This window comes from Pseudomonas sp. FP1740, from assembly GCF_030687165.1.
In the GTDB taxonomy this organism is placed as follows: domain Bacteria; phylum Pseudomonadota; class Gammaproteobacteria; order Pseudomonadales; family Pseudomonadaceae; genus Aquipseudomonas.
Genome location: NZ_CP117461.1, coordinates 4,708,222 through 4,732,144, shown reverse-complemented (window position 1 = coordinate 4,732,144; position 23,923 = coordinate 4,708,222). Strand labels below are relative to the sequence as shown.

Annotated in this window: 14 protein-coding genes, 2 tRNA genes and 3 rRNA genes; 8 read left to right on the top strand and 11 right to left on the bottom strand. The window is 57.0% G+C overall.

Features of this window, described 5'->3' with window-relative positions:
- Nucleotides 1-36 precede the first annotated feature (36 nt).
- From PSH69_RS21075 to rhtA, 4 genes are all read right to left on the bottom strand, one after another.
- Nucleotides 37-633: a 2-hydroxychromene-2-carboxylate isomerase gene (locus tag PSH69_RS21075; RefSeq protein WP_204124618.1), complete on the bottom strand. Its 597-nt coding sequence runs from the start codon at nt 631-633 to the stop codon at nt 37-39.
- A 36-nt stretch (nt 634-669) separates the two neighbouring features.
- On the bottom strand, nt 670-1,410 hold the full coding sequence (locus PSH69_RS21070) for an SDR family oxidoreductase (RefSeq protein ID WP_305409712.1): 741 nt from the start codon (nt 1,408-1,410) through the stop codon (nt 670-672).
- Nucleotides 1,411-1,509: 99 nt separating this feature from the next.
- On the bottom strand, nt 1,510-1,791 hold the full coding sequence (locus PSH69_RS21065; protein WP_018929955.1) for a hypothetical protein: 282 nt from the start codon (nt 1,789-1,791) through the stop codon (nt 1,510-1,512).
- A 170-nt stretch (nt 1,792-1,961) separates the two neighbouring features.
- A complete protein-coding gene (rhtA, locus tag PSH69_RS21060) occupies nt 1,962-2,849 on the bottom strand; it encodes a threonine/homoserine exporter RhtA (protein WP_305409711.1) in 888 nt (295 codons plus the stop codon).
- Nucleotides 2,850-3,531: 682 nt separating this feature from the next.
- Here rhtA and PSH69_RS21055 point away from each other — a divergent pair.
- The 6 genes from PSH69_RS21055 (at nt 3,532) to mrdA (ending at nt 10,944) form a co-directional block, all read left to right on the top strand.
- Nucleotides 3,532-5,058, top strand: a 16S ribosomal RNA gene (locus tag PSH69_RS21055).
- Nucleotides 5,059-5,221: 163 nt separating this feature from the next.
- A tRNA-Ile gene (locus PSH69_RS21050) sits at nt 5,222-5,298 on the top strand.
- Nucleotides 5,299-5,327: 29 nt separating this feature from the next.
- A tRNA-Ala gene (locus PSH69_RS21045) sits at nt 5,328-5,403 on the top strand.
- A 246-nt stretch (nt 5,404-5,649) separates the two neighbouring features.
- Nucleotides 5,650-8,539, top strand: a 23S ribosomal RNA gene (locus PSH69_RS21040).
- A 155-nt stretch (nt 8,540-8,694) separates the two neighbouring features.
- Nucleotides 8,695-8,810, top strand: a 5S ribosomal RNA gene (gene rrf / locus PSH69_RS21035).
- The 16S, 23S and 5S rRNA genes sit together here with 2 tRNA genes alongside, the layout of an rRNA operon.
- 241 nt (nt 8,811-9,051) lie before the next feature.
- Nucleotides 9,052-10,944 (top strand): penicillin-binding protein 2, encoded by a 1,893-nt coding sequence (mrdA, locus tag PSH69_RS21030; RefSeq protein ID WP_305409710.1) that lies wholly within the window; start codon nt 9,052-9,054, stop codon nt 10,942-10,944.
- An 11-nt stretch (nt 10,945-10,955) separates the two neighbouring features.
- On the opposite strand, the gene PSH69_RS21025 is transcribed toward mrdA, so the two are convergent.
- Nucleotides 10,956-11,915: a LysR family transcriptional regulator gene (locus PSH69_RS21025; RefSeq protein ID WP_305409709.1), complete on the bottom strand. Its 960-nt coding sequence runs from the start codon at nt 11,913-11,915 to the stop codon at nt 10,956-10,958.
- Nucleotides 11,916-12,036: 121 nt separating this feature from the next.
- Here PSH69_RS21025 and PSH69_RS21020 point away from each other — a divergent pair, with 121 nt between their 5' ends.
- The gene (locus PSH69_RS21020) at nt 12,037-12,792 is read left to right on the top strand and encodes a class II aldolase/adducin family protein (RefSeq protein WP_305409708.1); all 756 of its coding nucleotides are present in this window, start codon (nt 12,037-12,039) and stop codon (nt 12,790-12,792) included.
- A gap of 227 nt (nt 12,793-13,019) precedes the next feature.
- Here PSH69_RS21020 and PSH69_RS21015 read toward each other — a convergent pair whose 3' ends face one another.
- From PSH69_RS21015 to mfd, 3 genes are read right to left on the bottom strand one after another with little or no spacing between them, the layout of a single operon-like run.
- Nucleotides 13,020-15,713: a DEAD/DEAH box helicase gene (locus PSH69_RS21015; RefSeq protein ID WP_305409707.1), complete on the bottom strand. Its 2,694-nt coding sequence runs from the start codon at nt 15,711-15,713 to the stop codon at nt 13,020-13,022.
- An 11-nt stretch (nt 15,714-15,724) separates the two neighbouring features.
- Entirely contained in the window at nt 15,725-16,303 is a 579-nt protein-coding gene (locus PSH69_RS21010; RefSeq protein ID WP_018930294.1) for a CsiV family protein, read from the bottom strand.
- A gap of 10 nt (nt 16,304-16,313) precedes the next feature.
- Nucleotides 16,314-19,763 carry a transcription-repair coupling factor gene (gene mfd / locus PSH69_RS21005; RefSeq protein WP_018930293.1) on the bottom strand — a complete coding sequence of 1,150 codons (3,450 nt, stop codon included), beginning with the start codon at nt 19,761-19,763 and terminating at the stop codon, nt 16,314-16,316.
- 354 nt (nt 19,764-20,117) lie between these two features.
- On the opposite strand from mfd, the gene PSH69_RS21000 reads away from it, so the two are divergent.
- Nucleotides 20,118-21,581: a glyceraldehyde-3-phosphate dehydrogenase gene (locus PSH69_RS21000; protein ID WP_105348992.1), complete on the top strand. Its 1,464-nt coding sequence runs from the start codon at nt 20,118-20,120 to the stop codon at nt 21,579-21,581.
- Between the two features lie 100 nt (nt 21,582-21,681).
- Here PSH69_RS21000 and PSH69_RS20995 read toward each other — a convergent pair whose 3' ends face one another.
- The 3 genes from PSH69_RS20995 to PSH69_RS20985 all read right to left on the bottom strand — a co-directional run bounded on the left by PSH69_RS20995 (nt 21,682) and on the right by PSH69_RS20985 (nt 23,919).
- A complete protein-coding gene (locus PSH69_RS20995) occupies nt 21,682-22,371 on the bottom strand; it encodes an endonuclease I family protein (protein WP_305409706.1) in 690 nt (229 codons plus the stop codon).
- A 4-nt stretch (nt 22,372-22,375) separates the two neighbouring features.
- Entirely contained in the window at nt 22,376-22,666 is a 291-nt protein-coding gene (locus PSH69_RS20990; protein ID WP_007940214.1) for a DUF1654 domain-containing protein, read from the bottom strand.
- Between the two features lie 164 nt (nt 22,667-22,830).
- Entirely contained in the window at nt 22,831-23,919 is a 1,089-nt protein-coding gene (locus tag PSH69_RS20985; protein ID WP_305409705.1) for an asparaginase, read from the bottom strand.
- Nucleotides 23,920-23,923: the final 4 nt, after the last annotated feature.

The window sequence follows — 23,923 nt, the reverse complement described above, 5'->3', positions numbered from 1 at the left end:
TTCAGGCGCTGGAAACAGCGCCTGGCTCATGCCTGGCTATTGTGCCCGCAGGGCTTCAAGGACGAAGTCCAGCCGATCCTGGCCAAAGAACAGCTGATTCCCGACAAACATGCTCGGTGCGCCGAATACACCGCGTTGTACTGCTTCCTCGGTGTTTTTCTTGAGGGCGGCTTTGACGTTCTCGTCGGCGGTCAGTGCCAGCACTTCATTCGGATCGAAACCGTTTTGCGTCAGCACGGCGGCAACGGTCGCGGGATCATCGAGGCTGCGCCCTTCCACCCACAGGGCATGAAACAGGCAATCGATAAACGCCTGAAAGCGTTCGGGATGACGTAATTGCATACCCGTGACCGCGCGCATCAACATCAGGGTATTGATGGGGAAGTGCGGGTTGAACTTCAGCGGTACACCGTAACGTTTGGCATAGCGGTCCAGATCCTGAAACATGTAGCGACCCTTGGCCGGAATGGTCACCGGGGAGGCGTTGCCGGTGGCTTTGAAGACGCCGCCCAGCAGCATCGGTTTGTAGATCAGCTGACTATCGGTCTGCGCGCAGATTTTCGGCAGTTGGGTGTAGGCCAGGTAGGTGGCGGGGCTGCCGAGGTCGAAAAAGAACTCCACGGTTTTGCTCATGGTCGATGTGCTCTTCTTTTTGTCGTAGGGGAAGGCTTACCAGCGTTCGTTCCAGGGGCGCAGATCCAGCTCGAACGTCCAGGCGTCCCGTGGCTGGCTGTGTAAGTACCAATAGTTTTCGGCGATGTGCTCGGGATTGAGGATGCCGTCCTGATCCTTGGTCGCGTATTTTTCCGGAAAACTGTCGCGAATAAAGTCGGTGTCGATGGCACCATCGACCACCACATGGGCGACGTGGATGTTCATCGGCCCCAGTTCGCGGGCCATGCTTTGGGCCAGGGCGCGAATCCCGTGCTTGGCGCCGGCGAAGGCAGCAAAACCTGCGGCACCGCGCAAACCGGCGGTGGCCCCGGTGAACAGGATCGTGCCCCGTTGGCGGGTGACCATGCGCTTGGCCACTTCGCGAGCGTTGAGAAACCCTGAGAAACAGGCCATTTCCCAGATCTTGAAATACTTGCGAGCGGTTTCTTCGAGAATACTGCACGGCACATTGGCGCCGATATTGAAGACGAACGCTTCGATGGGGCCGATCTCGGTTTCGATCTGCTCGATGAGCGCAATCACGTCCTCTTCTTTGCGCGCATCGCAGGCAAAGCCATGAGCCTCGCCGCCGCTGTTCGTGATGGCATCTACCAGTGGCTGAAGTTTGTCTGCGCTGCGACGTGTGACGCAGGCGACGTAGCCTTCCCGGGCAAAACGCTTGGCGATGGCGCCGCCGGTGGCATCGCCTGCGCCGACGACCAATACGATTCTCTTGTTATTGATAGCGGTGGTCATGGATGTCGCCCTTTGCTGAACGGTCAGTGACTGACGAACGTTAGCAGCATCCTGGGCGAGGCGCCTATCGGGCTACGCAAGCCCGATAGGGTTGGAGGATCACTTGCAGATGACGATCATACTGCGGCTGGTATAGCCGGCGGGGTTAAGGCCAAACGGATAATCTCCTGGTTCTTCGACCGCATCCCCTGACTTGGCGATCACCTTGTAACCCTTGGGCGCGCACGAGTTGGCAGCGCTGGTGTAGCACTGGTCCCAGGAGGACGACAGCCCGGAACAGTTGATATGCAGCCCTTTCTTGCCGTGTTTGATCTGGGTTTTCGAGGTCGCCGCGCAGCCCGCAACTGCAAGCACGGCGATCAGTATCAAAATTCGTTTCATTGCTGTCCTTATTGAGGCTCCGGATCTTTGTGCCCGGGTCTGCCTGCATTCGCTTTTGCTTGAAGCGTTCTGATATCCCTATCTGAAAAAGTCCATGTCTGACACTGAGTTACGTGACCTAAACATGGCCTAATTGAGCGGTAAATACCAGACCTTCGTCAAATCTCGTATCAATCCGCCGCAACTGCGGGCTTGGCGGTGCTCCCCATGGTCATGGTTGCGCCGATGGACGCCAGAATGATGCACAGGATTGCCATCCACTGAGACAGGGAAAGGTATTCATGGAGGAACAACAGGCCGGACAGCGCACCGAACGCGGGTTCGATGCTCATCAATGTGCCGAAGGTCCGGGCCGGCATCCGTGTGAGGGCGACCATCTCCAGGGTGTAGGGCAGGGCAGTGGACAGAATCGCGACCCCGATGGCCACGGGAATCAGCGAGGGGGTCAACAGTGCAGCACCAGCATGGACGATACCGATGGGGGCTACGAACAGTGCAGCAATCATCACGCCCAATGCGGCGGTCTGCACGCCATTGTCGGCACCGGCCTTCTGGCCGAACAGAATGTACAACGCCCAGCAGACACCGGCGCCAAGGGCATAACCCGCGCCAACCAGATCAATACCTGCACTCGTGGCGCCAGTCGGAATCAACAGCAGTAAACCCACGGCTGCCAGAGTGATCCACAGAAAGTCGATCGCCCGACGTGAGGCATAAATAGCGACCGCTAATGGGCCAGTGAACTCCAGGGCTACCGCGATACCCAGAGGGACAGTGTTCAAGGACATATAGAAGAGGAAGTTCATGCCGCCCAGCGCCATCCCATAGACAATTACCGTGCGCAGGGACTTTGCGGTGAGCTTCGCTCGCCATGGGCGTAATAGCAGCAGCATGATCACGCTGGCGAAGATCAGCCGCAGGGTGGTGGTCCCTTGAGCGCCGATAACCGGGAACATGCTTTTGGCCAGGGAGGCTCCGGACTGGATCGATGCCATGGCTATCAAGAGCAGGCCTACCGAGAACAGGGTCGAGGCAAGACTGCGGGGGTGGTCATTCATTGCGTGGCATCGTCCGAGGTGAGAAACGAGAGTAGTGTGTAATGTGTTGGGCAATATACTGCGCATTCGTTGCGGTTGCGTCTATATATAAGCAGGGATTTTGAACATCCTGATAGAAAAGCGTAATAAGGGGTTGACGGCAGATTCTGGACGTCTATAATTCGCCCCACTTCCGGCGCAGTCGAAACGGAAAACTCCTTGGCAAACAACGAGTTACGCAGTTTTCGGCAGCGGTTACGCTTCAGTTCATCGAAGCCAGAAGGAGTTGATAAGGCAGGATGTTATCGCCTTATTGACGGTTCGATCTTCTCGGTCGAAAGCGGAGAAAAAAGAGGTGTTGACAGCAGCGACTAACGCTGTAGAATTCGCCTCCCGCTAACGAGAGATCGGAAGCGCAAGTGGTTGAAGTTGCTGATGTTTCTTGCGAGAAACTTTGAAAGCTTCTGAAAATAATCACTTGACAGTAAGTGAGGCTGCTGTAGAATGCGCGCCTCGGTTGAGACGAAAGCTCTTAACCAACCGCTCTTTAACAACTGAATCAAGCAATTCGTGTGGGTGCTTGTGGAGTCAGACTGATAGTCAACAAGATTATCAGCATCACAAGTTACTCCGCGAGAAATCAAAGATGTAACCAACGATTGCTGAGCCAAGTTTAGGGTTTCTTAAAAACCCAAAGATGTTTGAACTGAAGAGTTTGATCATGGCTCAGATTGAACGCTGGCGGCAGGCCTAACACATGCAAGTCGAGCGGCAGCACGGGTACTTGTACCTGGTGGCGAGCGGCGGACGGGTGAGTAATGCCTAGGAATCTGCCTGGTAGTGGGGGATAACGTTCGGAAACGAACGCTAATACCGCATACGTCCTACGGGAGAAAGCAGGGGACCTTCGGGCCTTGCGCTATCAGATGAGCCTAGGTCGGATTAGCTAGTTGGTGAGGTAATGGCTCACCAAGGCGACGATCCGTAACTGGTCTGAGAGGATGATCAGTCACACTGGAACTGAGACACGGTCCAGACTCCTACGGGAGGCAGCAGTGGGGAATATTGGACAATGGGCGAAAGCCTGATCCAGCCATGCCGCGTGTGTGAAGAAGGTCTTCGGATTGTAAAGCACTTTAAGTTGGGAGGAAGGGCAGTTACCTAATACGTAATTGTTTTGACGTTACCGACAGAATAAGCACCGGCTAACTCTGTGCCAGCAGCCGCGGTAATACAGAGGGTGCAAGCGTTAATCGGAATTACTGGGCGTAAAGCGCGCGTAGGTGGTTCGTTAAGTTGGATGTGAAATCCCCGGGCTCAACCTGGGAACTGCATTCAAAACTCGAGTAGAGAGGTGGTGGAATTTCCTGTGTAGCGGTGAAATGCGTAGATATAGGAAGGAACACCAGTGGCGAAGGCGACCACCTGGACTGATACTGACACTGAGGTGCGAAAGCGTGGGGAGCAAACAGGATTAGATACCCTGGTAGTCCACGCCGTAAACGATGTCAACTAGCCGTTGGGAGCCTTGAGCTCTTAGTGGCGCAGCTAACGCATTAAGTTGACCGCCTGGGGAGTACGGCCGCAAGGTTAAAACTCAAATGAATTGACGGGGGCCCGCACAAGCGGTGGAGCATGTGGTTTAATTCGAAGCAACGCGAAGAACCTTACCAGGCCTTGACATCCAATGAACTTTCCAGAGATGGATTGGTGCCTTCGGGAACATTGAGACAGGTGCTGCATGGCTGTCGTCAGCTCGTGTCGTGAGATGTTGGGTTAAGTCCCGTAACGAGCGCAACCCTTGTCCTTAGTTACCAGCACGTAATGGTGGGCACTCTAAGGAGACTGCCGGTGACAAACCGGAGGAAGGTGGGGATGACGTCAAGTCATCATGGCCCTTACGGCCTGGGCTACACACGTGCTACAATGGTCGGTACAGAGGGTTGCCAAGCCGCGAGGTGGAGCTAATCCCACAAAACCGATCGTAGTCCGGATCGCAGTCTGCAACTCGACTGCGTGAAGTCGGAATCGCTAGTAATCGCGAATCAGAATGTCGCGGTGAATACGTTCCCGGGCCTTGTACACACCGCCCGTCACACCATGGGAGTGGGTTGCACCAGAAGTAGCTAGTCTAACCTTCGGGGGGACGGTTACCACGGTGTGATTCATGACTGGGGTGAAGTCGTAACAAGGTAGCCGTAGGGGAACCTGCGGCTGGATCACCTCCTTAATCGACGACATCAGCTGCTCCATAAGTTCCCACACGAATTGCTTGATTCATTGAAGAAGACGATATGAAGCAGCCTGTATCAGGTTGTAGCTGTGTTGGTTAGAGCGCACCCCATGCTGTGTGGTAAAGAGCAGGGTGAGGTCGGCCTTAGTAGCTCGAAATTGGGTCTGTAGCTCAGTTGGTTAGAGCGCACCCCTGATAAGGGTGAGGTCGGCAGTTCGAATCTGCCCAGACCCACCAATTTTGTGTGGGAATACCTGTAGAAATACGGGGCCATAGCTCAGCTGGGAGAGCGCCTGCCTTGCACGCAGGAGGTCAACGGTTCGATCCCGTTTGGCTCCACCACTACTGCTTCTGTTGTTGAAAGCTTAGAAATGAGCATTCCATCGTGATGATGGTGAATGTTGATTTCTAGTCTTTGGCTAGATCGTTCTTTAAAAATTTGGGTATGTGATAGAAAGATAGACTGAACGTTACTTTCACTGGTAACGGATCAGGCTAAGGTAAAATTTGTGAGTTGCTCTTAATTGAGCATGCGAATTTTCGGCGAATGTCGTCTTCACAGTATAACCAGATTGCTTGGGGTTATATGGTCAAGTGAAGAAGCGCATACGGTGGATGCCTTGGCAGTCAGAGGCGATGAAAGACGTGGTAGCCTGCGAAAAGCTTCGGGGAGTCGGCAAACAGACTTTGATCCGGAGATGTCTGAATGGGGGAACCCAGCCATCATAAGATGGTTATCTTGTACTGAATACATAGGTGCAAGAGGCGAACCAGGGGAACTGAAACATCTAAGTACCCTGAGGAAAAGAAATCAACCGAGATTCCCTTAGTAGTGGCGAGCGAACGGGGACTAGCCCTTAAGTGGCTTTGAGATTAGCGGAACGCTCTGGAAAGTGCGGCCATAGTGGGTGATAGCCCTGTACGCGAAAATCTCTTGGCCATGAAATCGAGTAGGACGGAGCACGAGAAACTTTGTCTGAATATGGGGGGACCATCCTCCAAGGCTAAATACTACTGACTGACCGATAGTGAACTAGTACCGTGAGGGAAAGGCGAAAAGAACCCCGGAGAGGGGAGTGAAATAGATCCTGAAACCGTATGCGTACAAGCAGTGGGAGCCCACTTTGTTGGGTGACTGCGTACCTTTTGTATAATGGGTCAGCGACTTATTTTCAGTGGCGAGCTTAACCGAATAGGGGAGGCGTAGCGAAAGCGAGTCTTAATAGGGCGTCTAGTCGCTGGGAATAGACCCGAAACCGGGCGATCTATCCATGGGCAGGTTGAAGGTTAGGTAACACTGACTGGAGGACCGAACCGACTACCGTTGAAAAGTTAGCGGATGACCTGTGGATCGGAGTGAAAGGCTAATCAAGCTCGGAGATAGCTGGTTCTCCTCGAAAGCTATTTAGGTAGCGCCTCATGTATCACTGTAGGGGGTAGAGCACTGTTTCGGCTAGGGGGTCATCCCGACTTACCAAACCGATGCAAACTCCGAATACCTACAAGTGCCGAGCATGGGAGACACACGGCGGGTGCTAACGTCCGTCGTGAAAAGGGAAACAACCCAGACCGTCAGCTAAGGTCCCAAAGTTATGGTTAAGTGGGAAACGATGTGGGAAGGCTTAGACAGCTAGGAGGTTGGCTTAGAAGCAGCCACCCTTTAAAGAAAGCGTAATAGCTCACTAGTCGAGTCGGCCTGCGCGGAAGATGTAACGGGGCTCAAACCATACACCGAAGCTACGGGTATCACTTAGGTGATGCGGTAGAGGAGCGTTCTGTAAGCCTGTGAAGGTGAGTTGAAAGCTTGCTGGAGGTATCAGAAGTGCGAATGCTGACATGAGTAACGACAATGGGTGTGAAAAACACCCACGCCGAAAGACCAAGGTTTCCTGCGCAACGTTAATCGACGCAGGGTTAGTCGGTCCCTAAGGCGAGGCTGAAAAGCGTAGTCGATGGAAAACAGGTTAATATTCCTGTACTTCTGGTTATTGCGATGGAGGGACGGAGAAGGCTAGGCCAGCTTGGCGTTGGTTGTCCAAGTTTAAGGTGGTAGGCTGGAATCTTAGGTAAATCCGGGATTCTAAGGCCGAGAGCTGATGACGAGTGTTCTTTTAGAACACGAAGTGGTTGATGCCATGCTTCCAAGAAAAGCTTCTAAGCTTCAGGTAACCAGGAACCGTACCCCAAACCGACACAGGTGGTTGGGTAGAGAATACCAAGGCGCTTGAGAGAACTCGGGTGAAGGAACTAGGCAAAATGGCACCGTAACTTCGGGAGAAGGTGCGCCGGTGAGGGTGAAGCATTTACTGCGTAAGCCCACGCCGGTCGAAGATACCAGGCCGCTGCGACTGTTTATTAAAAACACAGCACTCTGCAAACACGAAAGTGGACGTATAGGGTGTGACGCCTGCCCGGTGCCGGAAGGTTAATTGATGGGGTTAGCTAACGCGAAGCTCTTGATCGAAGCCCCGGTAAACGGCGGCCGTAACTATAACGGTCCTAAGGTAGCGAAATTCCTTGTCGGGTAAGTTCCGACCTGCACGAATGGCGTAACGATGGCGGCGCTGTCTCCACCCGAGACTCAGTGAAATTGAAATCGCTGTGAAGATGCAGTGTATCCGCGGCTAGACGGAAAGACCCCGTGAACCTTTACTATAGCTTTGCACTGGACTTTGAATTTGCTTGTGTAGGATAGGTGGGAGGCTTTGAAGCGTGGACGCCAGTTCGCGTGGAGCCATCCTTGAAATACCACCCTGGCAACTTTGAGGTTCTAACTCAGGTCCGTTATCCGGATCGAGGACAGTGTATGGTGGGTAGTTTGACTGGGGCGGTCTCCTCCTAAAGAGTAACGGAGGAGTACGAAGGTGCGCTCAGACCGGTCGGAAATCGGTCGTAGAGTATAAAGGCAAAAGCGCGCTTGACTGCGAGACAGACACGTCGAGCAGGTACGAAAGTAGGTCTTAGTGATCCGGTGGTTCTGTATGGAAGGGCCATCGCTCAACGGATAAAAGGTACTCCGGGGATAACAGGCTGATACCGCCCAAGAGTTCATATCGACGGCGGTGTTTGGCACCTCGATGTCGGCTCATCACATCCTGGGGCTGAAGCCGGTCCCAAGGGTATGGCTGTTCGCCATTTAAAGTGGTACGCGAGCTGGGTTTAGAACGTCGTGAGACAGTTCGGTCCCTATCTGCCGTGGACGTTTGAGATTTGAGAGGGCTGCTCCTAGTACGAGAGGACCGGAGTGGACGAACCTCTGGTGTTCCGGTTGTCACGCCAGTGGCATTGCCGGGTAGCTATGTTCGGAATAGATAACCGCTGAAAGCATCTAAGCGGGAAACTAGCCTCAAGATGAGATCTCACTGGGACCTTGAGTCCCCTGAAGGGCCGTCGAAGACTACGACGTTGATAGGTTGGGTGTGTAAGCGCTGTGAGGCGTTGAGCTAACCAATACTAATTGCCCGTGAGGCTTGACCATATAACACCCAAGCAATTTGCTGATCCGAAAGGACACCAGATTGCGGTGTGTGAAGACGCAATGAACCGAAAGTTCGCAACCATTCACAAAAGCCGCACAAACTATCGCATACCCAATTTGCTGAAGCGTCGAAAGACGGTTCGGTACCCGAATTTCTTGACGACCATAGAGCATTGGAACCACCTGATCCCATCCCGAACTCAGAAGTGAAACGATGCATCGCCGATGGTAGTGTGGGGTTTCCCCATGTGAGAGTAGGTCATCGTCAAGATTAAATTCCGAAACCCCTATCTGCTTATGCAGGTAGGGGTTTTGTTTTGCCCGCAGGAAAGTGCTTTGGCAACAGAGGGCTAGCGGATGGCCATCCCTGGTAATGGTCGCATCGTTCGTGAAACTTCGGCAGAGCGCGCTAAAAACCATGCCGTTTTTGGTATGGTGCAGCTCGTTTCAACGGACTGACTGCAAGCCTACGGATCGGTACTCCCGTTTATAGTCAAAGAGTTGCTGCAGAAATGCCCGAACCGATACCAATCAAGGACCACGAGAAAGAGACGCTCCTGGTCAACAAAAGACTGATGGCCTGCGCCTTGTTCGTCGCCGCCATTACTTGCGCGCTGGTGGTGCGCATGTACGTCCTGCAGGTTGTCGAGTTCGACTATCACTCGACAATCTCCGAAAACAACCGCGTCCATGTTCTGCCGATCACTCCAACTCGTGGGCTGATCTACGACCGCAATGGTGTGGTCCTGGCAGACAACCGGCCCAGCTTCAACCTGACCATCACCCGCGAACGCGCTTCCGATGTCAAACGCGAGCTGGATGAAGTGGTCAACCTCCTGCACCTGCCGGCCGAGGACCGTACACTGTTCGACAAGGCGATGAAGCAGGCCAGGCACCCCTTCGTCCCGGTCACGCTGTTCTATGAGCTCAGCGAAGAACAGATCGCCGTACTCGCGGTCAACGAGTTCCGTCTGCCCGGAATCGATGTAGAGCCGCAGTTCGTTCGCCACTACCCCATGGGCGCGCACTTTGCGCATTCGATCGGCTACGTCGGTCGCATTAACGAAAAAGAATCCAAAGCCCTGGACACGGTGGAATACCGTGGCACCCAATCCATTGGCAAAACCGGTATCGAAAAATTCTACGAATCAGAATTGCACGGCCACGTGGGGTACGAAGAAGTCGAAACCAATGCCCAGGGCCGCGTGCTGCGAGTGCTCAAGCACACCGATCCGATCCCTGGCAAAAACATCGTCCTGAGCCTGGACGTCAAACTTCAGGAGGCCGCCGAGGAGGCGTTGGGCGATCGGCGTGGCTCGGTGGTCGCTCTCGATCCGTCGACCGGCGAAGTATTGGCCATGGTCAGCAAGCCAAGCTTCGACCCGAACCTGTTTGTGACGGGCATCAGCTTCAAGGAATACGCGGCACTGCACGACTCCATTGACCGGCCGCTGTTCAACCGCGTGCTGCGCGGGCTCTACGCACCTGGCTCGACCATCAAGCCGGAAGTAGCGATCGCCGGCCTTGACGCCGGCGTTGTAACCCCGCAGACCCGTGTCTTCGATCCGGGTTATTACCAGTTACCGGATTTTGATCATAAATACCGTAACTGGAATCACAGTGGTGATGGCTGGGTGAACATGGACACGGCGATCATGCGCTCCAACGACACTTACTTCTACGATCTGGCCCACAAGCTGGGCATCGACCGCCTGCACGACTACATGGCGATGTTCGGTCTTGGCGAGAAGGTCTCGTTGGACATGTTCGAAGAGTCTCCCGGGTTGATGCCGTCTCAGGCCTGGAAGCGCGCCACGCGGCGACAGGCATGGTTCCCCGGAGAAACCGTGATCCTCGGCATCGGCCAAGGCTACATGCAGGTCACCCCTCTGCAACTGGCCCAGGCCACCGCGCTGATCGCCAACAAAGGTGTATGGAACCGGCCGCACCTGGCCAAGACCGTGGATGGGGTCGCGCCGGTGGACGAGCATCCAATGCCGAACATCCTGCTCAAGGATCCGCGTGACTGGGAGCAGGTCAACCACGGCATGCAGATGGTGATGCACGACGCCCGCGGGATTGCCCGGGCAGCGGCGCAGGGCGCGCAGTACCGCATCGCCGGCAAAAGTGGCACCGCGCAAGTGGTGGCGATCAAGCAGGGTGAGCGCTACAACCGGGCGAAAACCCTGGAGCGCAACCGCGACAACGCCTTGTTCGTCGGATTTGCTCCGGCTGAACATCCTAAGATTGTCATCTCGGTGATGATCGAAAATGGCGAGGCCGGTGGTCGCGTCGCCGGCCCTGTGGTGCGGCAGATCATGGATGCCTGGCTACTCGATCAGGACGGCCACCTGAAGCCGCAATATGCCGCGCCGAGCAAAGCCCCGGGCGACCCTCACGTTTAAGGATCAAGGCTTCACAGCACAGGCTCACAAATGCTGAGCATGTGCTGGAAGCTTTCCAGGAACACGGTTTCGGCCTGATTCATCTTCTGCTCGCGATTCCACAACAGCTGGATATCGAAATCCACCACGCCATCTTCCGGCGGCAAACGCCAGAGCAAACCTTGCTCGACATCCCTGCGCACTAGATGAGTCGGCAAACACCCAATACCAAACCCTGCGCAGATCAAGCGGTAAATCTCTTCGAAACTGGTAGATGACGCAACAATCTTGCCGGTAAAGCCTTGCTGGTCGCGAAACAGGGTCAGGGGTGAAAGGTTGCCGCCGAGCTGATCGCTGGTGAAGCTGACGAAGTTCTCTGCAGCGAGCTGTTCAAGGGTCAGATTCTCTTGTCCGAAAAGTCGATGACGCTGCCCGCAAAAGTACGCATAACGCTCGCGAAACAATACCCTCTGTTCCAGTCGCGGCTGAGGTAAACGGCATAATCCGACGCCAATGGTCGCGGTCTTTTGCAGCAACGAACTGATGATGTTCGAACTGCCCATCACCTCGACTTCCAGCTCGACTTTCGGGTGGGTTTCATGGAAGTCGGCGAGAAACTCATCGTAGTGTCGTGCTTGCACGCCGCTGACGGTGAGGATGCGGATCTTGCCGACCACGTCGTCGTGCCGACTCTCCAGCACCGTTCCCAGGCGCGAAATATCGCCGTAAATGTCCGTTGCAATGCGCAGGACTTCTTCCCCGGTTTCCGTCAGATCGAACCGCCTTCCACTGCGGGCGATCAACACACATTCCAGTTGTTCTTCCAGACGCTTCAACGCCTGGCTGACCGCCGACTGGGTGATGTGCAGCCGCGCGGCGGCCCGACTCATGCTGCCTTCCTGACCGATCACCAGATAAGTGCGCAGCAGGTTCCAGTCGAGACGGTCATTCAGAAAGCGGCGACCAACCCACGGGTTCGAAGTGGAGGGCATAAGGATTCCATGTAGTAGCAGTGCTAATAGTAAATATAAGAATATGAAAATTGACTAATCCTGTCATGGAAGCGATAAAGCCCACAAGCGCCACAGAGTGCGCTGCTAAAGAGGTGTATTCGTGAGCAAACCTGAACACATCGGCACGGTTGAATGGCAAGCCCGTTGCGAACTTGCCGCGCTGTATCGCCTGGTCGCACACTTTCGCATGACCGACCTGATCGACACCCACATTACTCTGCGGATTCCAGGGCCTGAGCATCACTTTCTGATCAACCGCTACGGGGTGATTTTCGACCGCATGCGCGCCTCGGATCTGGTGCGCATCGATCAGGAAGGGCGAGTGGTCGATCCGGCCTACGAAGGTCATCGGGTCAATGCCGCAGGCTTTGTGATTCACTCGGCAATCCACATGGCGCGCCCGGATCTCAACTGTGTGATTCACACCCACACCGCCGCCGGCATGGCCGTCGCCGCGCAGAAGCATGGCTTGTTGCCGATCACTCAGCACGCGCTGAAGTTCTACGGCAAGTTGGCGTATCACACCTATGAAGGCATTGCCCTGTCACTGGATGAGCGCGAGCGTTTGATTGCCGATCTGGGGCCGCACCGGGCGATGATTCTGCGCAATCATGGCCTGCTGGTCGGCGGCTCCGGCGTGGCCCAGGCATTTCAGGAAATTCACTTCCTGGAGCGCGCGTGTCAGGCTCAGGTTCAAGCGCTGGCCGGTGGTTCGGTGCTGCATTACCCGTCTCCGGAAGTCTGTGTGCGCACCGCCGAACAGTTTGACCGCGATGAACAGGACAACATCATCGACCTGGCCTGGGAGGCCGCTCTGACCCTGATCGAGTCCCAGCGCGAGTCTTACTTATCGTAAATTCTGTCATCAACGCCATGGTTTGCTGTCCCGCGAAGGCGTCGGCACATTCAACATCGACGTGACTGACACACTGCCTTCGCGGGCAAGTCGGGTCGCCGCATCGCTCGCTCCTACAGGAGGACATGTTCGATTTCAGAAGACCCCTTTCGCGAGCAAGTTCCCGCAGGATTGATGCTCACCCTGTGGGGGTAAGCCTGCTCGCAATCGCGATCTGACTATCCCTGCTACTTATCAATTTTTTCCGGCAACGGCGCAAACAACGCCTCGATATCATCGCTCTGCAACTTCCAGTCCCCGGTCTTGCGTCCATCCAGCACGCCTGCGGCCAGATCGGATTTTTCCTTCTGCAGATGCTGAATCTTCTCTTCCACCGTGCCCCTGGCAATCATCTTGTAGACGAACACCGGCTTCTCCTGACCAATGCGATAGGCACGATCCGTCGCCTGATTTTCCGTCGCCGGGTTCCACCAAGGGTCGTAGTGAATCACCGTATCGGCTTCGGTCAGGTTCAGGCCCACACCGCCAGCCTTCAAACTGATCAGAAAGATCTGACGCTTGCCGCTCTGGAATTCCTTGACTGGCGTGCGTCGGTCACGGGTCTGGCCGGTCAGGATCGCGTACGCCACGCCGCGTTTGTTCAGCTCGTCCTCGATCAGCGACAACATTGAGGTGAACTGCGAGAACAGCAGAATCCGCCGACCTTCCTCGAACAGCTCTTCAAGCATTTCCATCAGGCTATCGAGTTTGCCGGAGGTGCTGCCGCGAGTGGGCAGGGCGGCATCGTTGACCAGGCGCAAATCACAGCACACCTGACGCAGCTTCAGCAGTGCCTCAAGAATGATGATCTGGCTGCGCGCCACGCCTTTGCGGGTGATCTCGTCGCGGACTTTCTTGTCCATGGCCAGGCGCATGGTTTCGTACACATCGCGCTGGGCTTCATTGAGCTCGACCCAATGGACGATTTCGGTTTTCGGCGGCAGTTCGGTGGCCACTTGTTCCTTGGTCCGGCGCAGCAGGAACGGTTTGATCCGACCGTTCAGGTGTTGAAGTCGTACTTCACTGGCACGCTTTTCTATCGGCACGCGGTAATCGCGGTTGAAGCTTTTCACGTCACCGAGCCAACCCGGCAGCAGGAAGTGGAACAGCGACCACAGCTCGCCCAAGTGATTTTCCAGCGGCGTGCCACTCAGGCACAGGCGCTGGCGAGCATTCAGCTCACGGGCGGCATGAGCGGCCTTGCTGTTGGGATTCTTGATGTACTGCGCTTCATCCAGCACCAGTACGTGCAACGGCTGCGCGGCCAGGTGCTCGACGTCCTTGGGCAGCAGTGCATAGGTGGTCAGGATCAGGTCGTAATCGGCCAGATTATCGAAATGCTTTTTGCGACTGACGCCGTACAGCGCCAGCACTTTGAGCTGCGGCGTGAAATGCGCCGCTTCGTCGAGCCAGTTCGGAATCAGGCTGGTGGGCATGACCACCATGCACGGTCGATCGAGGCGCCCGGCATTCTTCTCGCTGAGAATGTGTGCCAGGGTCTGTAGGGTTTTGCCCAGGCCCATGTCGTCCGCGAGAATCCCGCCGACTTCCAGTTGTCGCAACGACTGCATCCAGCTCAGGCCTTCCAGCTGATACGGGCGCAAGGTGGCATTCAGGCCCTCGGGCGCTGCGGCGGTGTGGTCCTTGATGTCGCGCAGGCGCTGGGCAAAGGTGCGGATCTGCTCGCCACCTTCCCAGAGCAGCGGCAGGCCTTCCAGCGGGTTCAGTCGCGTGGCGTCGGCCTTGCTCAGGCGCAGCGTGGTTTCGCCGGGCTCTTGCAGGTAAAACTCGCCAAGGGTGGCCAGCACTGGTTTCAGGCGGCCGAAGGGCAGGGCGACCTGCAACGGGCCCTGGTCGGTGCTGCGGCGTTGCGGAATGTTCACCAGGATCAGTTCGTCGTCGCGACGTCGGGCGAGCCGTTCCGGATTGAGGATTTCGGTGTGGGAGCGCATCAGGTTCAACAGTATCGGCAGCAGACTCAGGCGTTCGCCGTTGACGATGATCCCCAGTTCCAGGTCGAACCAGTCGCGCTCAGGTGCCTGCTCGACGGTGGCGTACCAGTCGTCCACGGCGGTCAGGTCGAAGCCGAAATCCTCGTCGATCTGCAACTCCCAGCCTTGGGTGCGCAACTTCGGCAGCTCATTGAGGGTGAAGGTCAGCCAGGCGCTGTCGTTGACCATCTCGTAGAGTTCGCCGGCACTTTCTGGCAAGGCCTTGCTTTGTCGGGTGGCGACTTTGAATCCGAGGATCCGCAGCTGCTCCCTGTAGGTCTGTTCGACTTCCGGGTGACGTTTTATCCGCAGCGTCTGCGTCTCCTGACGAATCAGGATGTCAGCGTTTTTCTGTCCGCTGACGTATTCGTCCAGATAGCTGAAGGACAGCGCAGCGCGATGCTGAATGTAACGCTGCATTTTGCCGTTGCGCGGTTCGAAGGCGCTGAATTCGATGCTCGCCAGCCACAGGCGCGGCACCGGTTGCACGTTGTCCACCAGCACTTGCGGCGGCGCTTTCGGGCTACGGTTTTCCAATACGGCCTGAAGTTTTTCCAGCAGTTCGGCGTCTTTCGCGGCGGCCGGATACGCGAGGGTTTCCTGCACTTGCAGTAGCACCGCCGCGCAATGTTTGCAGTTGCTGTGAACCGGGCAGGTGCACGTGGCGTCGATCATCAGCAAGGTGCCTTTGGCCGACTCGCGCAGGCGAATGGTCTGACGGTAAACGTTACCGCCAGAGCCTTCGCAACTGGCGGTGATGGTGGCATCGCCGACTTCGACGATCCTGACGCGGTTCTCCAGTGCGTAGCGACGGCCACGTTCCAGGCTCTGTTCCTTGAATCGGCTGACCCAGGATGTTGCCAGGGGTTTGCTCAGGGTCGCGGAGGACATAAGGGCTTCAATCAGTCCGGAATTTCATCAGGGACTGGCCGAGGCGCAGGGGCGGTCAGCGAGGTGATCTTGATCAACAGGCCCAGGTGGCCATTGTCGAGGAAGTTCAGCAGGCCGTTCTTGGTGTGGCTTTCCTGCTTCAGGCGTTCGCTGGCGGTGACCATGCCGTTGGCGTCAATCTGATTGACCCAGAAGTCGGCGTCGACGTCAGTGAAACGCCCCAGTTTCAGGTTCAGCGTGCCCTCGATCGGGAATTGGCCAAACTGTTCCTTGCCTTCGCTGATCGCGATTTTGCTGGCTTCTTCACCCAGGTTCTGTTGCCAGGCCTTGTGCAGCAACACCGTGTACTCGTTGCTGGCGGTGAGTTTTTCCACTTCGGCATTCAGGCTTGGCGTGCGAAAGCTGTCGGGGCTGATGCGTTGGGCTCCGGCAGCCCAGTCTTCTGGCGCGGCGCGGCTGACGATGGCAGGCACGGCGTTTTGCCGTACCAGAATCATTTCAACCTGATACAGATCAGCGGCAAACGCGGTCGAGGCGAGCAGCGACATCAACAACGTCATCAGCAAGGTCAGTGAGCGAAACAGTCGCATGCGGCGTCCTTCAAGCAGTGGTCGGAATGAGGCGCTCGAATAGCGCCTCTACAGTATTAAAGCGTTCTTCCGGGCGCTCCATCGGCACGAGGAATTTGAACATTGTGGCGCCTTCGAATTTGTAGCGTTTGGGCTGGCTCTGGATCAGTTTGATCAGTGTCAGCGGGTCGACCGGGGTCTGTGCCGCGAACTCGATCCGACCGCCTTGCGGGCCGCCGTCGACTTTCTTGATGCCCAGCTGTTCGGCTTGCAATTTCAGCGCCGTGATCCGCACCAGGTTTTTTGTCGGTTCCGGCAACAGGCCGAAGCGGTCGATCATCTCCACTTGCAGGTCCTTGAGGCCTTCCTCGTCGGTGGCCGAGGCAATGCGTTTGTAGAGAATCAGTCGAGCATGAACATCCGGCAGGTAGTCTTCAGGAATCAACGCCGGTACACGCAGATTGACTTCCGGACCGCCGCCCAGCGGTTGATCGAGGTTCGGCTGTTCGCCCTTGCGGATCGACTTCACCGCACGCTCGAGCATTTCCATGTACAGCGTGAAACCCACGGCCTGGATCTGCCCGCTCTGGCCGTCGCCCAGCAGTTCGCCGGCGCCACGGATTTCCAGGTCGTTGGTGGCGAGCACGAAGCCCGCGCCGAGGTCCTGGGTGTTGGCGATCGCTTCCAGACGCTTTTCCGCGTCGGGAGTGATTTGCTGGCGTGGCGGTGTCAGCAGGTAAGCATACGCCTGGTGGTGACTGCGACCGACCCGGCCGCGCAACTGGTGCAACTGGGCCAGGCCGAACTTGTCGGCGCGTTCGATGATGATGGTGTTGGCGCTCGGCACGTCGATGCCGGTCTCGATGATGGTCGAGGCGATCAGCACGTTGAAGCGCTTGTGATAGAAGTCGCTCATCACCTGTTCGAGTTCACGTTCGCGCATCTGCCCGTGGCCGATGCCGATCCGCGCTTCCGGCACCAGTTCGGCGAGGTCGGCGGCGCATTTCTCGATGGTCTTCACATCGTTGTGCAGGTAGTAGACCTGGCCGCCACGTAGCAACTCACGCAGCAGGGCCTCTTTGACCGTGCTCTTGTTCTGCTCCATGACGAAGGTACGCACCGACAAGCGACGGGCCGGCGGTGTGGCGATGATCGACAGGTCGCGCATGCCCGACACCGCCATGTTCAGCGTCCGCGGAATCGGCGTTGCGGTCAGTGTCAGGATGTCGACTTCACTGCGCAGTGCCTTGAGCTGTTCTTTCTGACGGACACCGAAACGGTGCTCTTCGTCGATGATCACCAGCCCCAGGTTTTTGATTTTTACGTCATCTTGCAGCAGCTTGTGTGTGCCGATAACGATGTCGATCTTGCCTTCGGCCAGGTCCGCAACCGCGGCGTTCACTTCCTTGGCCGACTTGAAACGGCTCATCACTTCCACGGTCACCGGCCAGTCGGCAAAGCGGTCGCGGAAGCTGTTGTAGTGTTGCTGGGCGAGCAGGGTGGTCGGCACCAGAATCGCCACCTGGCGACCGCCGTGCACCGCGATGAACGCCGCGCGCATGGCCACTTCGGTCTTGCCGAAACCGACGTCGCCGCAGACCAGCCGATCCATCGGTTTCGGCGCGAGCATGTCTTCGCGCACCGCTTCGATGGTGGTTTGCTGGTCCGGAGTTTCTTCGAACGGGAAACCGGCGCTGAAGGTCGCGTAATCGGCTTTCGGGTCGGCGAAGGCATAACCCTCGCGAGCGGCGCGGCGGGCATAGATGTCGAGCAACTCGGCGGCCACGTCGCGCACCTGTTCGGCGGCTTTGCGCTTGGCTTTCTGCCAGGTCTCGGAGCCCAGGCGGTGCAGCGGGGCCAAGGCATCGTCGCTGCCGGTGTAGCGGGCGATCAGGTGCAGGTTGGCCACCGGCACGTACAGCTTGGCGCCTTCGGCGTACTCGAGGGTCAGGAACTCGGCGGCCTGGTTGTCGATTTCCAGGATCGTCAGCCCCAGATAGCGGCCGACACCATGATCGATGTGCACCACTGGCGCACCTTCGCGCAGCTCGGTGAGGTTTTTGATCACCGCATCGTTGTTCGCGTCGGCGCGTTTTTCGCGACGACGGCGCTGCATTACGCGCTGACCGAACAATGGGCTTTCGGCAACTAGTGCCAGCGCTGGGTCGTCCAGCAACAGGCCTTCGTCGAGCGGTGCAATGGTGATCGCCAGGCGCTCTTTGCTGGCGACAAAGTCTGGCCAGCTGTCGACGGTTTTCGGTCGCAGCTTCAAGCGTTCGAGCAATTCCAGCAGCACTTCGCGACGGCCCGCGGACTCGGCGGTAAACAGCACGCGGCCGGGGAATTCGTCGAGGAAACTGGCCAGCGCCGCCAACGGCTGAGTGGCCTTGGCTTCGATGGCCAGGTTCGGCAGCGGCTGAGCCGGGAAGCGCTCGCGGCCGACGCCGGTTTCGACGTCCTGTTGGCTGGCCACCACACGGGGCCAGCTCTTCAGGCGCGCAAAGCAGTCTTCCACCGGCAGGAACAACTCGGCCGGTGGCAATAAAGGACGTGACGGATCGACGCGGCGCTCTTCATAGCGGTTGCGCACGTCGTTCCAGAAATTTTCCGCGGCCTGTTCGATGCCCGGCAGGGAAAACACTTGCGTGTCCTGGGGCAGGTAATCGAACAGGGTGGAGGTTTCCTCGAAGAACAGTGGCAGGTAGTACTCGATGCCCGCCGGCGTAATTCCGCTGCTCAAATCCTGGAAAATCGGGCAGCGACGGAAGTCGACATCGAAGCGCTCGCGAAACCGTGCCTTGAAGCGGGTCACGGCTTCTTTTTGCAGCGGGAATTCCTTGGCCGGTAACAGCTTGACCGAGTCGACCTTGTCGATGGAACGCTGGTTTTCCGGGTCGAAAGTGCGCAGGGTCTCGATTTCGTCGTCGAACAGGTCGATGCGATAAGGCAACTTGCTGCCCATCGGGAACAGGTCGATCAGCGAGCCGCGCACGGTGAATTCGCCATGCTCGTACACGGTATCGACGTAGCGATAACCGGTGGCCTCAAGCCGGGTGCGCATCTGCTCGACATCGAGTTTCTGGCCGACATCCAGCACCAGGCTGCTGCCGAGCAGGAATTTGGTCGGCGCCAGACGGTGCAGGGCAGTGGTGATCGGCACCACCAGCACGCCGTGCGCCAGTTCCGGTAGCCGATACAGGCTGGCGATACGCTGCGAGATGATGTCCTGGTGTGGCGAGAACAGGTCGTAGGGCAGGGTTTCCCAGTCGGGGAAGTGCAGAACAGGCAAATCCGGGGCGAAGAAACTCAGCTCCTGTTCCAGCCGTTCGGCACTCTGGCTGTCGGCGGTCAGTAGCAAGGTAAAGCGCTTGGCAGCGCTGGCGGCCTCGGCGATGGCCAGGCTCAGGGCGGCACCGGGCAAGTTGCCCCAGTGCTGTTTACCTGCCGCGGCAGGGAGAAGCGGTAGACGCAGAACGGGCACGGAAGGTTGAGCTCCAAGCGTTGCGACAAAGTCGGTAATTGTAACGGTCTCGGGTGCCGGCTGTCAGTTGCAGACTGTGTCTATATACACAGGTTGAGCAAAATGTAGTGGTAATGACAAAAACAGGCGATTTAATACTGGAAATGTAGTGCCAAAACGGCTCGGTGTTACGGATGGTTACGGACACTGTGGCGTGATCGTCGAAAAATTGACTGTGCTGAAAGCCCCGTATTTACTGGGCTGGCGCGGGGCGTGATTTTTTTGAACGGAATTTTGTTACCTCTCGTGCGACAGGCGCGCATTGCTACGGGAGGCACTCGGCGGCATAATGTAGCCCCTTTTTTCTGCCCCTACATGTGGAAGGTTCCCGTGACTCAGAAGCCCGACCAGTGTCTTGGTGAATGGATCGACCGTGAAGCACTCGCAGAAGCGATGATTCCGCTTATCGGTCAGCTCTACCGCAATAACAACGTGGTGAGCTCGATCTATGGCCGCAGTCTGATCAACCAGTCTGTCATCGCGATTCTCAAAGCTCACCGCTTTGCTCGCCATCGCCAGTCCGATGACAGCGAATTGTCCGTCCACGAAACATTCCCGCTGCTCAAGGCAATGAGCGAGCTCAAGCTCGGCGCTGCTTCGGTAGATCTGGGCAAGTTGGCCGTCAAGTTCAAGGCCGAAGGCAATGGCCGTACCGCTGAAGCGTTCGTCCGTGACGAGCTGGCTGATGTGGTCGGCAAGCAGAATGGTTCCGGCCGTACCGGCACCGACGTTGTCCTGTACGGCTTCGGTCGTATCGGTCGTCTGCTGGCGCGCATCCTGATCGAGAAAACCGGTGGTGGCGACGGCCTGCGTCTGCGCGCCATCGTTGTCCGCAAGGGCGCCGAGAACGATCTGGTCAAGCGTGCCAGCCTGCTGCGTCGCGACTCGGTGCACGGTTCGTTCAACGGCACCATCACCATCGATGAAGCCAACAACACCATCACCGCCAACGGCAACCTGATCCAGGTTATCTACGCGAAGAACCCGACTGAAGTGGACTACACCCAGTACGGCATCAAGGATGCGCTGCTGGTGGACAACACTGGTGTATGGCGTGACGCCGACGGCCTGGGCCAGCACCTGGCCTGCCCGGGTATCGATCGCGTTGTTCTGACCGCGCCTGGCAAAGGCAAGCTGAAGAACATCGTTCACGGTATCAACCACGGTGAAATCACCGCAGACGACAAGATCGTTTCTGCCGCTTCCTGCACCACCAACGCCATCGTGCCGGTGCTGAAAGCTGTCAACGACAAGTTCGGCATCGTCAACGGTCACGTTGAAACGGTTCACTCGTACACCAACGACCAGAACCTGATCGACAACTTCCACAAAGGCAATCGTCGTGGCCGTAGCGCTGCGTTGAACATGGTGATCACCGAGACCGGTGCTGCCACTGCTGCCGCCAAGGCGCTGCCTGAACTGGCCGGCAAGCTGACCGGTAACGCGATTCGTGTTCCGACGCCAAACGTGTCGATGGCCATTCTCAACCTGAACCTTGAGAAAGCCACCACCCGTGAAGAGATGAACGAGTACCTGCGCTACATGGCGCTGCACTCCGATCTGCATAAGCAAATCGACTTCGTCAACTCGCAGGAAGTGGTTTCCACCGACTTCGTGGGCTCGCGCCACGCAGGCGTAGTGGACGCTGAAGCGACCATCTGCAACGACAACCGCGTTGTTCTGTATGTCTGGTACGACAACGAGTTCGGTTACAGCTGCCAGGTAGTTCGCGTGATGGAAGACATGGCCGGTGTAAACCCGCCAGCATTCCCGCGCTAAGCCTTAGCCGCACATGAAAACGCCCCGACTTCGGTCGGGGCGTTTTTGTTTGGACGCCCGGTGAGGGCGAAATCTGCCAGGAGAAGGTCCAGGCAGCCGGTTAGCCGCAGGCCTTCATGTCTACTGGCCCGACAAACTCATTGCCGCGGCCCATCACGCACGCCACGCTCTGATTGCGCTGACGTTCCCAGGCCTGAACCGGGTAGGTCTTGTTCCAGGCTTCGTACAATTGCCGATCCTGTTTCGACAGGCGCAAGCCGTACTGTTTGCTCATGTAGAAATACGTTCGGGCGATCATGCCGCGAATGGAAGGCCGGGGCATGACCTTCTTCGCCTTGAAGTCGACCTGAGTCAGGCACGAGCCATATTGACCCGATTGCACGGGTAGCCAACCGAAACTGAAATTGCTCCGATCGCCATTCACCTCGCCGATGCTGGGTACCAGATTGTGCAGATCGGCCTCAGCTTTTTGATAGGTCGGGTCGTAGCGCGTGCAGTTCTTGCGACCTCCCTGTTGCCAGCACTGACGCTGATGGCCGATCTGCCAGGCCGGGACAATGTGTTCCCACTCAATGCGCGAGGCGCGCTTGGCGTTTTTGCGTGGCACATAACCACAGGCGGCGAGGTTCACGCGGCTGCCGCTGTATTTGCATCCGCAATAAAACTCAGTGGATTGCGGAGCGTACAACTTCCAGGCGACTTTCTTGGCTTCGTTGAAGGTGCGTGGGGCGCCAGCCTGGGCGCCAAGGGTGATGAGCAGAAGCAGCAAAGCAAACCAGCGGACGCTCATTGACTCAATCTTCCTTCGGCACAACCCAGAAAATCTGCACGCCGCCATCGTCGCGATGGGCGAGGGTGACGTTGTCGTTCTCGTCGATTTCTTCGAGCAAACGCTCCCACTCATCCACGGGCTCGTCCGGAAGACGGAAGATCAGTGCAGCTTTGGCTTTCTGGGCGGTGGGGGAATTGATGATTTTCTGAACGCGCATACCCAGGCGTTCGTAAGCGTCAGGAGAGGCGGAGGTAGTGGCCACGGAGTTATCCTTATTAAGCTGTACGTGCATACAGTATTTAACTGTAGGCATTTTCGCAACTGCTTAAAATTCAAGAAAATCCTCTGACAGTGGTTTTTTCCGTTTGGTGTAGGGCGAAGGGAGACTTTTTATCGGAAAGAGGTCGTGAACCACTCGCCAGGGCTGGCGAGTGGTGACAGCGGTGCCCGACCGCGAACGGGTCGGGCGAGGGCGTATCAGTACTCCCAGAACATCCGTTGCAGCTCTTTGCTGTCGTTGGTCTTGGTCAGTGCGACCATGGCCAGGATGCGGGCTTTTTGCGGGTTCAGGTCGTTAGCCACAACCCAGTCGTACTTGTCGTCAGGTTGTTCGGCGTTACGCAGGACGAAACCGCCAGCGTTGACGTGGGAGGAGCGAATGATTTGTACACCGTCCTTGCGCAGAGCCTGCAGGGCGGGAACCACGCGGGACGATACCGAGCCATTGCCGGTGCCGGCGTGGATGATGGCTTTGGCGCCCGACTGCGCAAGGGCTTTGTAGGCGGTGTCGCTGACGTTGCCATAGGAGTAGGCAATTTCGACGTCAGGCAGACTCTTGATGGTTTTGATGTCGAATTCCGAGTCCATGGTGTGACGCTTGGCCGGCAGGCGGAACCAGTAGGATTTGCCTTCGACTACCATGCCCAACGGGCCCCAGGCACTTTTGAACGCCTCGGTCTTGATGTTGATCATTTTGCTGACATCGCGACCCGACTGGATTTCATCGTTCATGGTCACCAACACGCCTTTGCCACGCGCGTCTTTGCTGCTGGCCACGGCGACGGCGTTGTACAGGTTCAGCATGCCGTCGGCCGACATGGCGGTGCCAGGGCGCATGGAGCCGACAACGATAATCGGCTTGTCGGTTTTCTCCACCAGGTTCAGGAAGTAAGCGGTTTCTTCCAGGGTGTCGGTGCCGTGGGTGATGACAATGCCATCGACGTCTTTGCTGTCGGCCAGTTCAGCCACGCGACGTCCCAGTTGCAGCAGGTTGTCGTTGGTGATGCTTTCGGATGCGATCTGCATGACTTGTTCGCCGCGAACGTTGGCCAATTGGCTCAGTTCCGGAACTCCTGCGATCAATTGTTCGATGCCGACTTTCGCCGCTTGGTAGGTGGCGCTGTTGGCGGCGCTGGCGCCTGCGCCGGCAATGGTGCCGCCGGTGGCCAGGATCACCACGTTCGCCAGTTTCTGTCGGGTTTCGACTTCTTTTGCCTGAAGAGCGTTAGGCAGAAGCATAAGCAGGGCCAAAGCGCCCGGAATAAAAGTGTTGAAGGCAGATTTCATTATT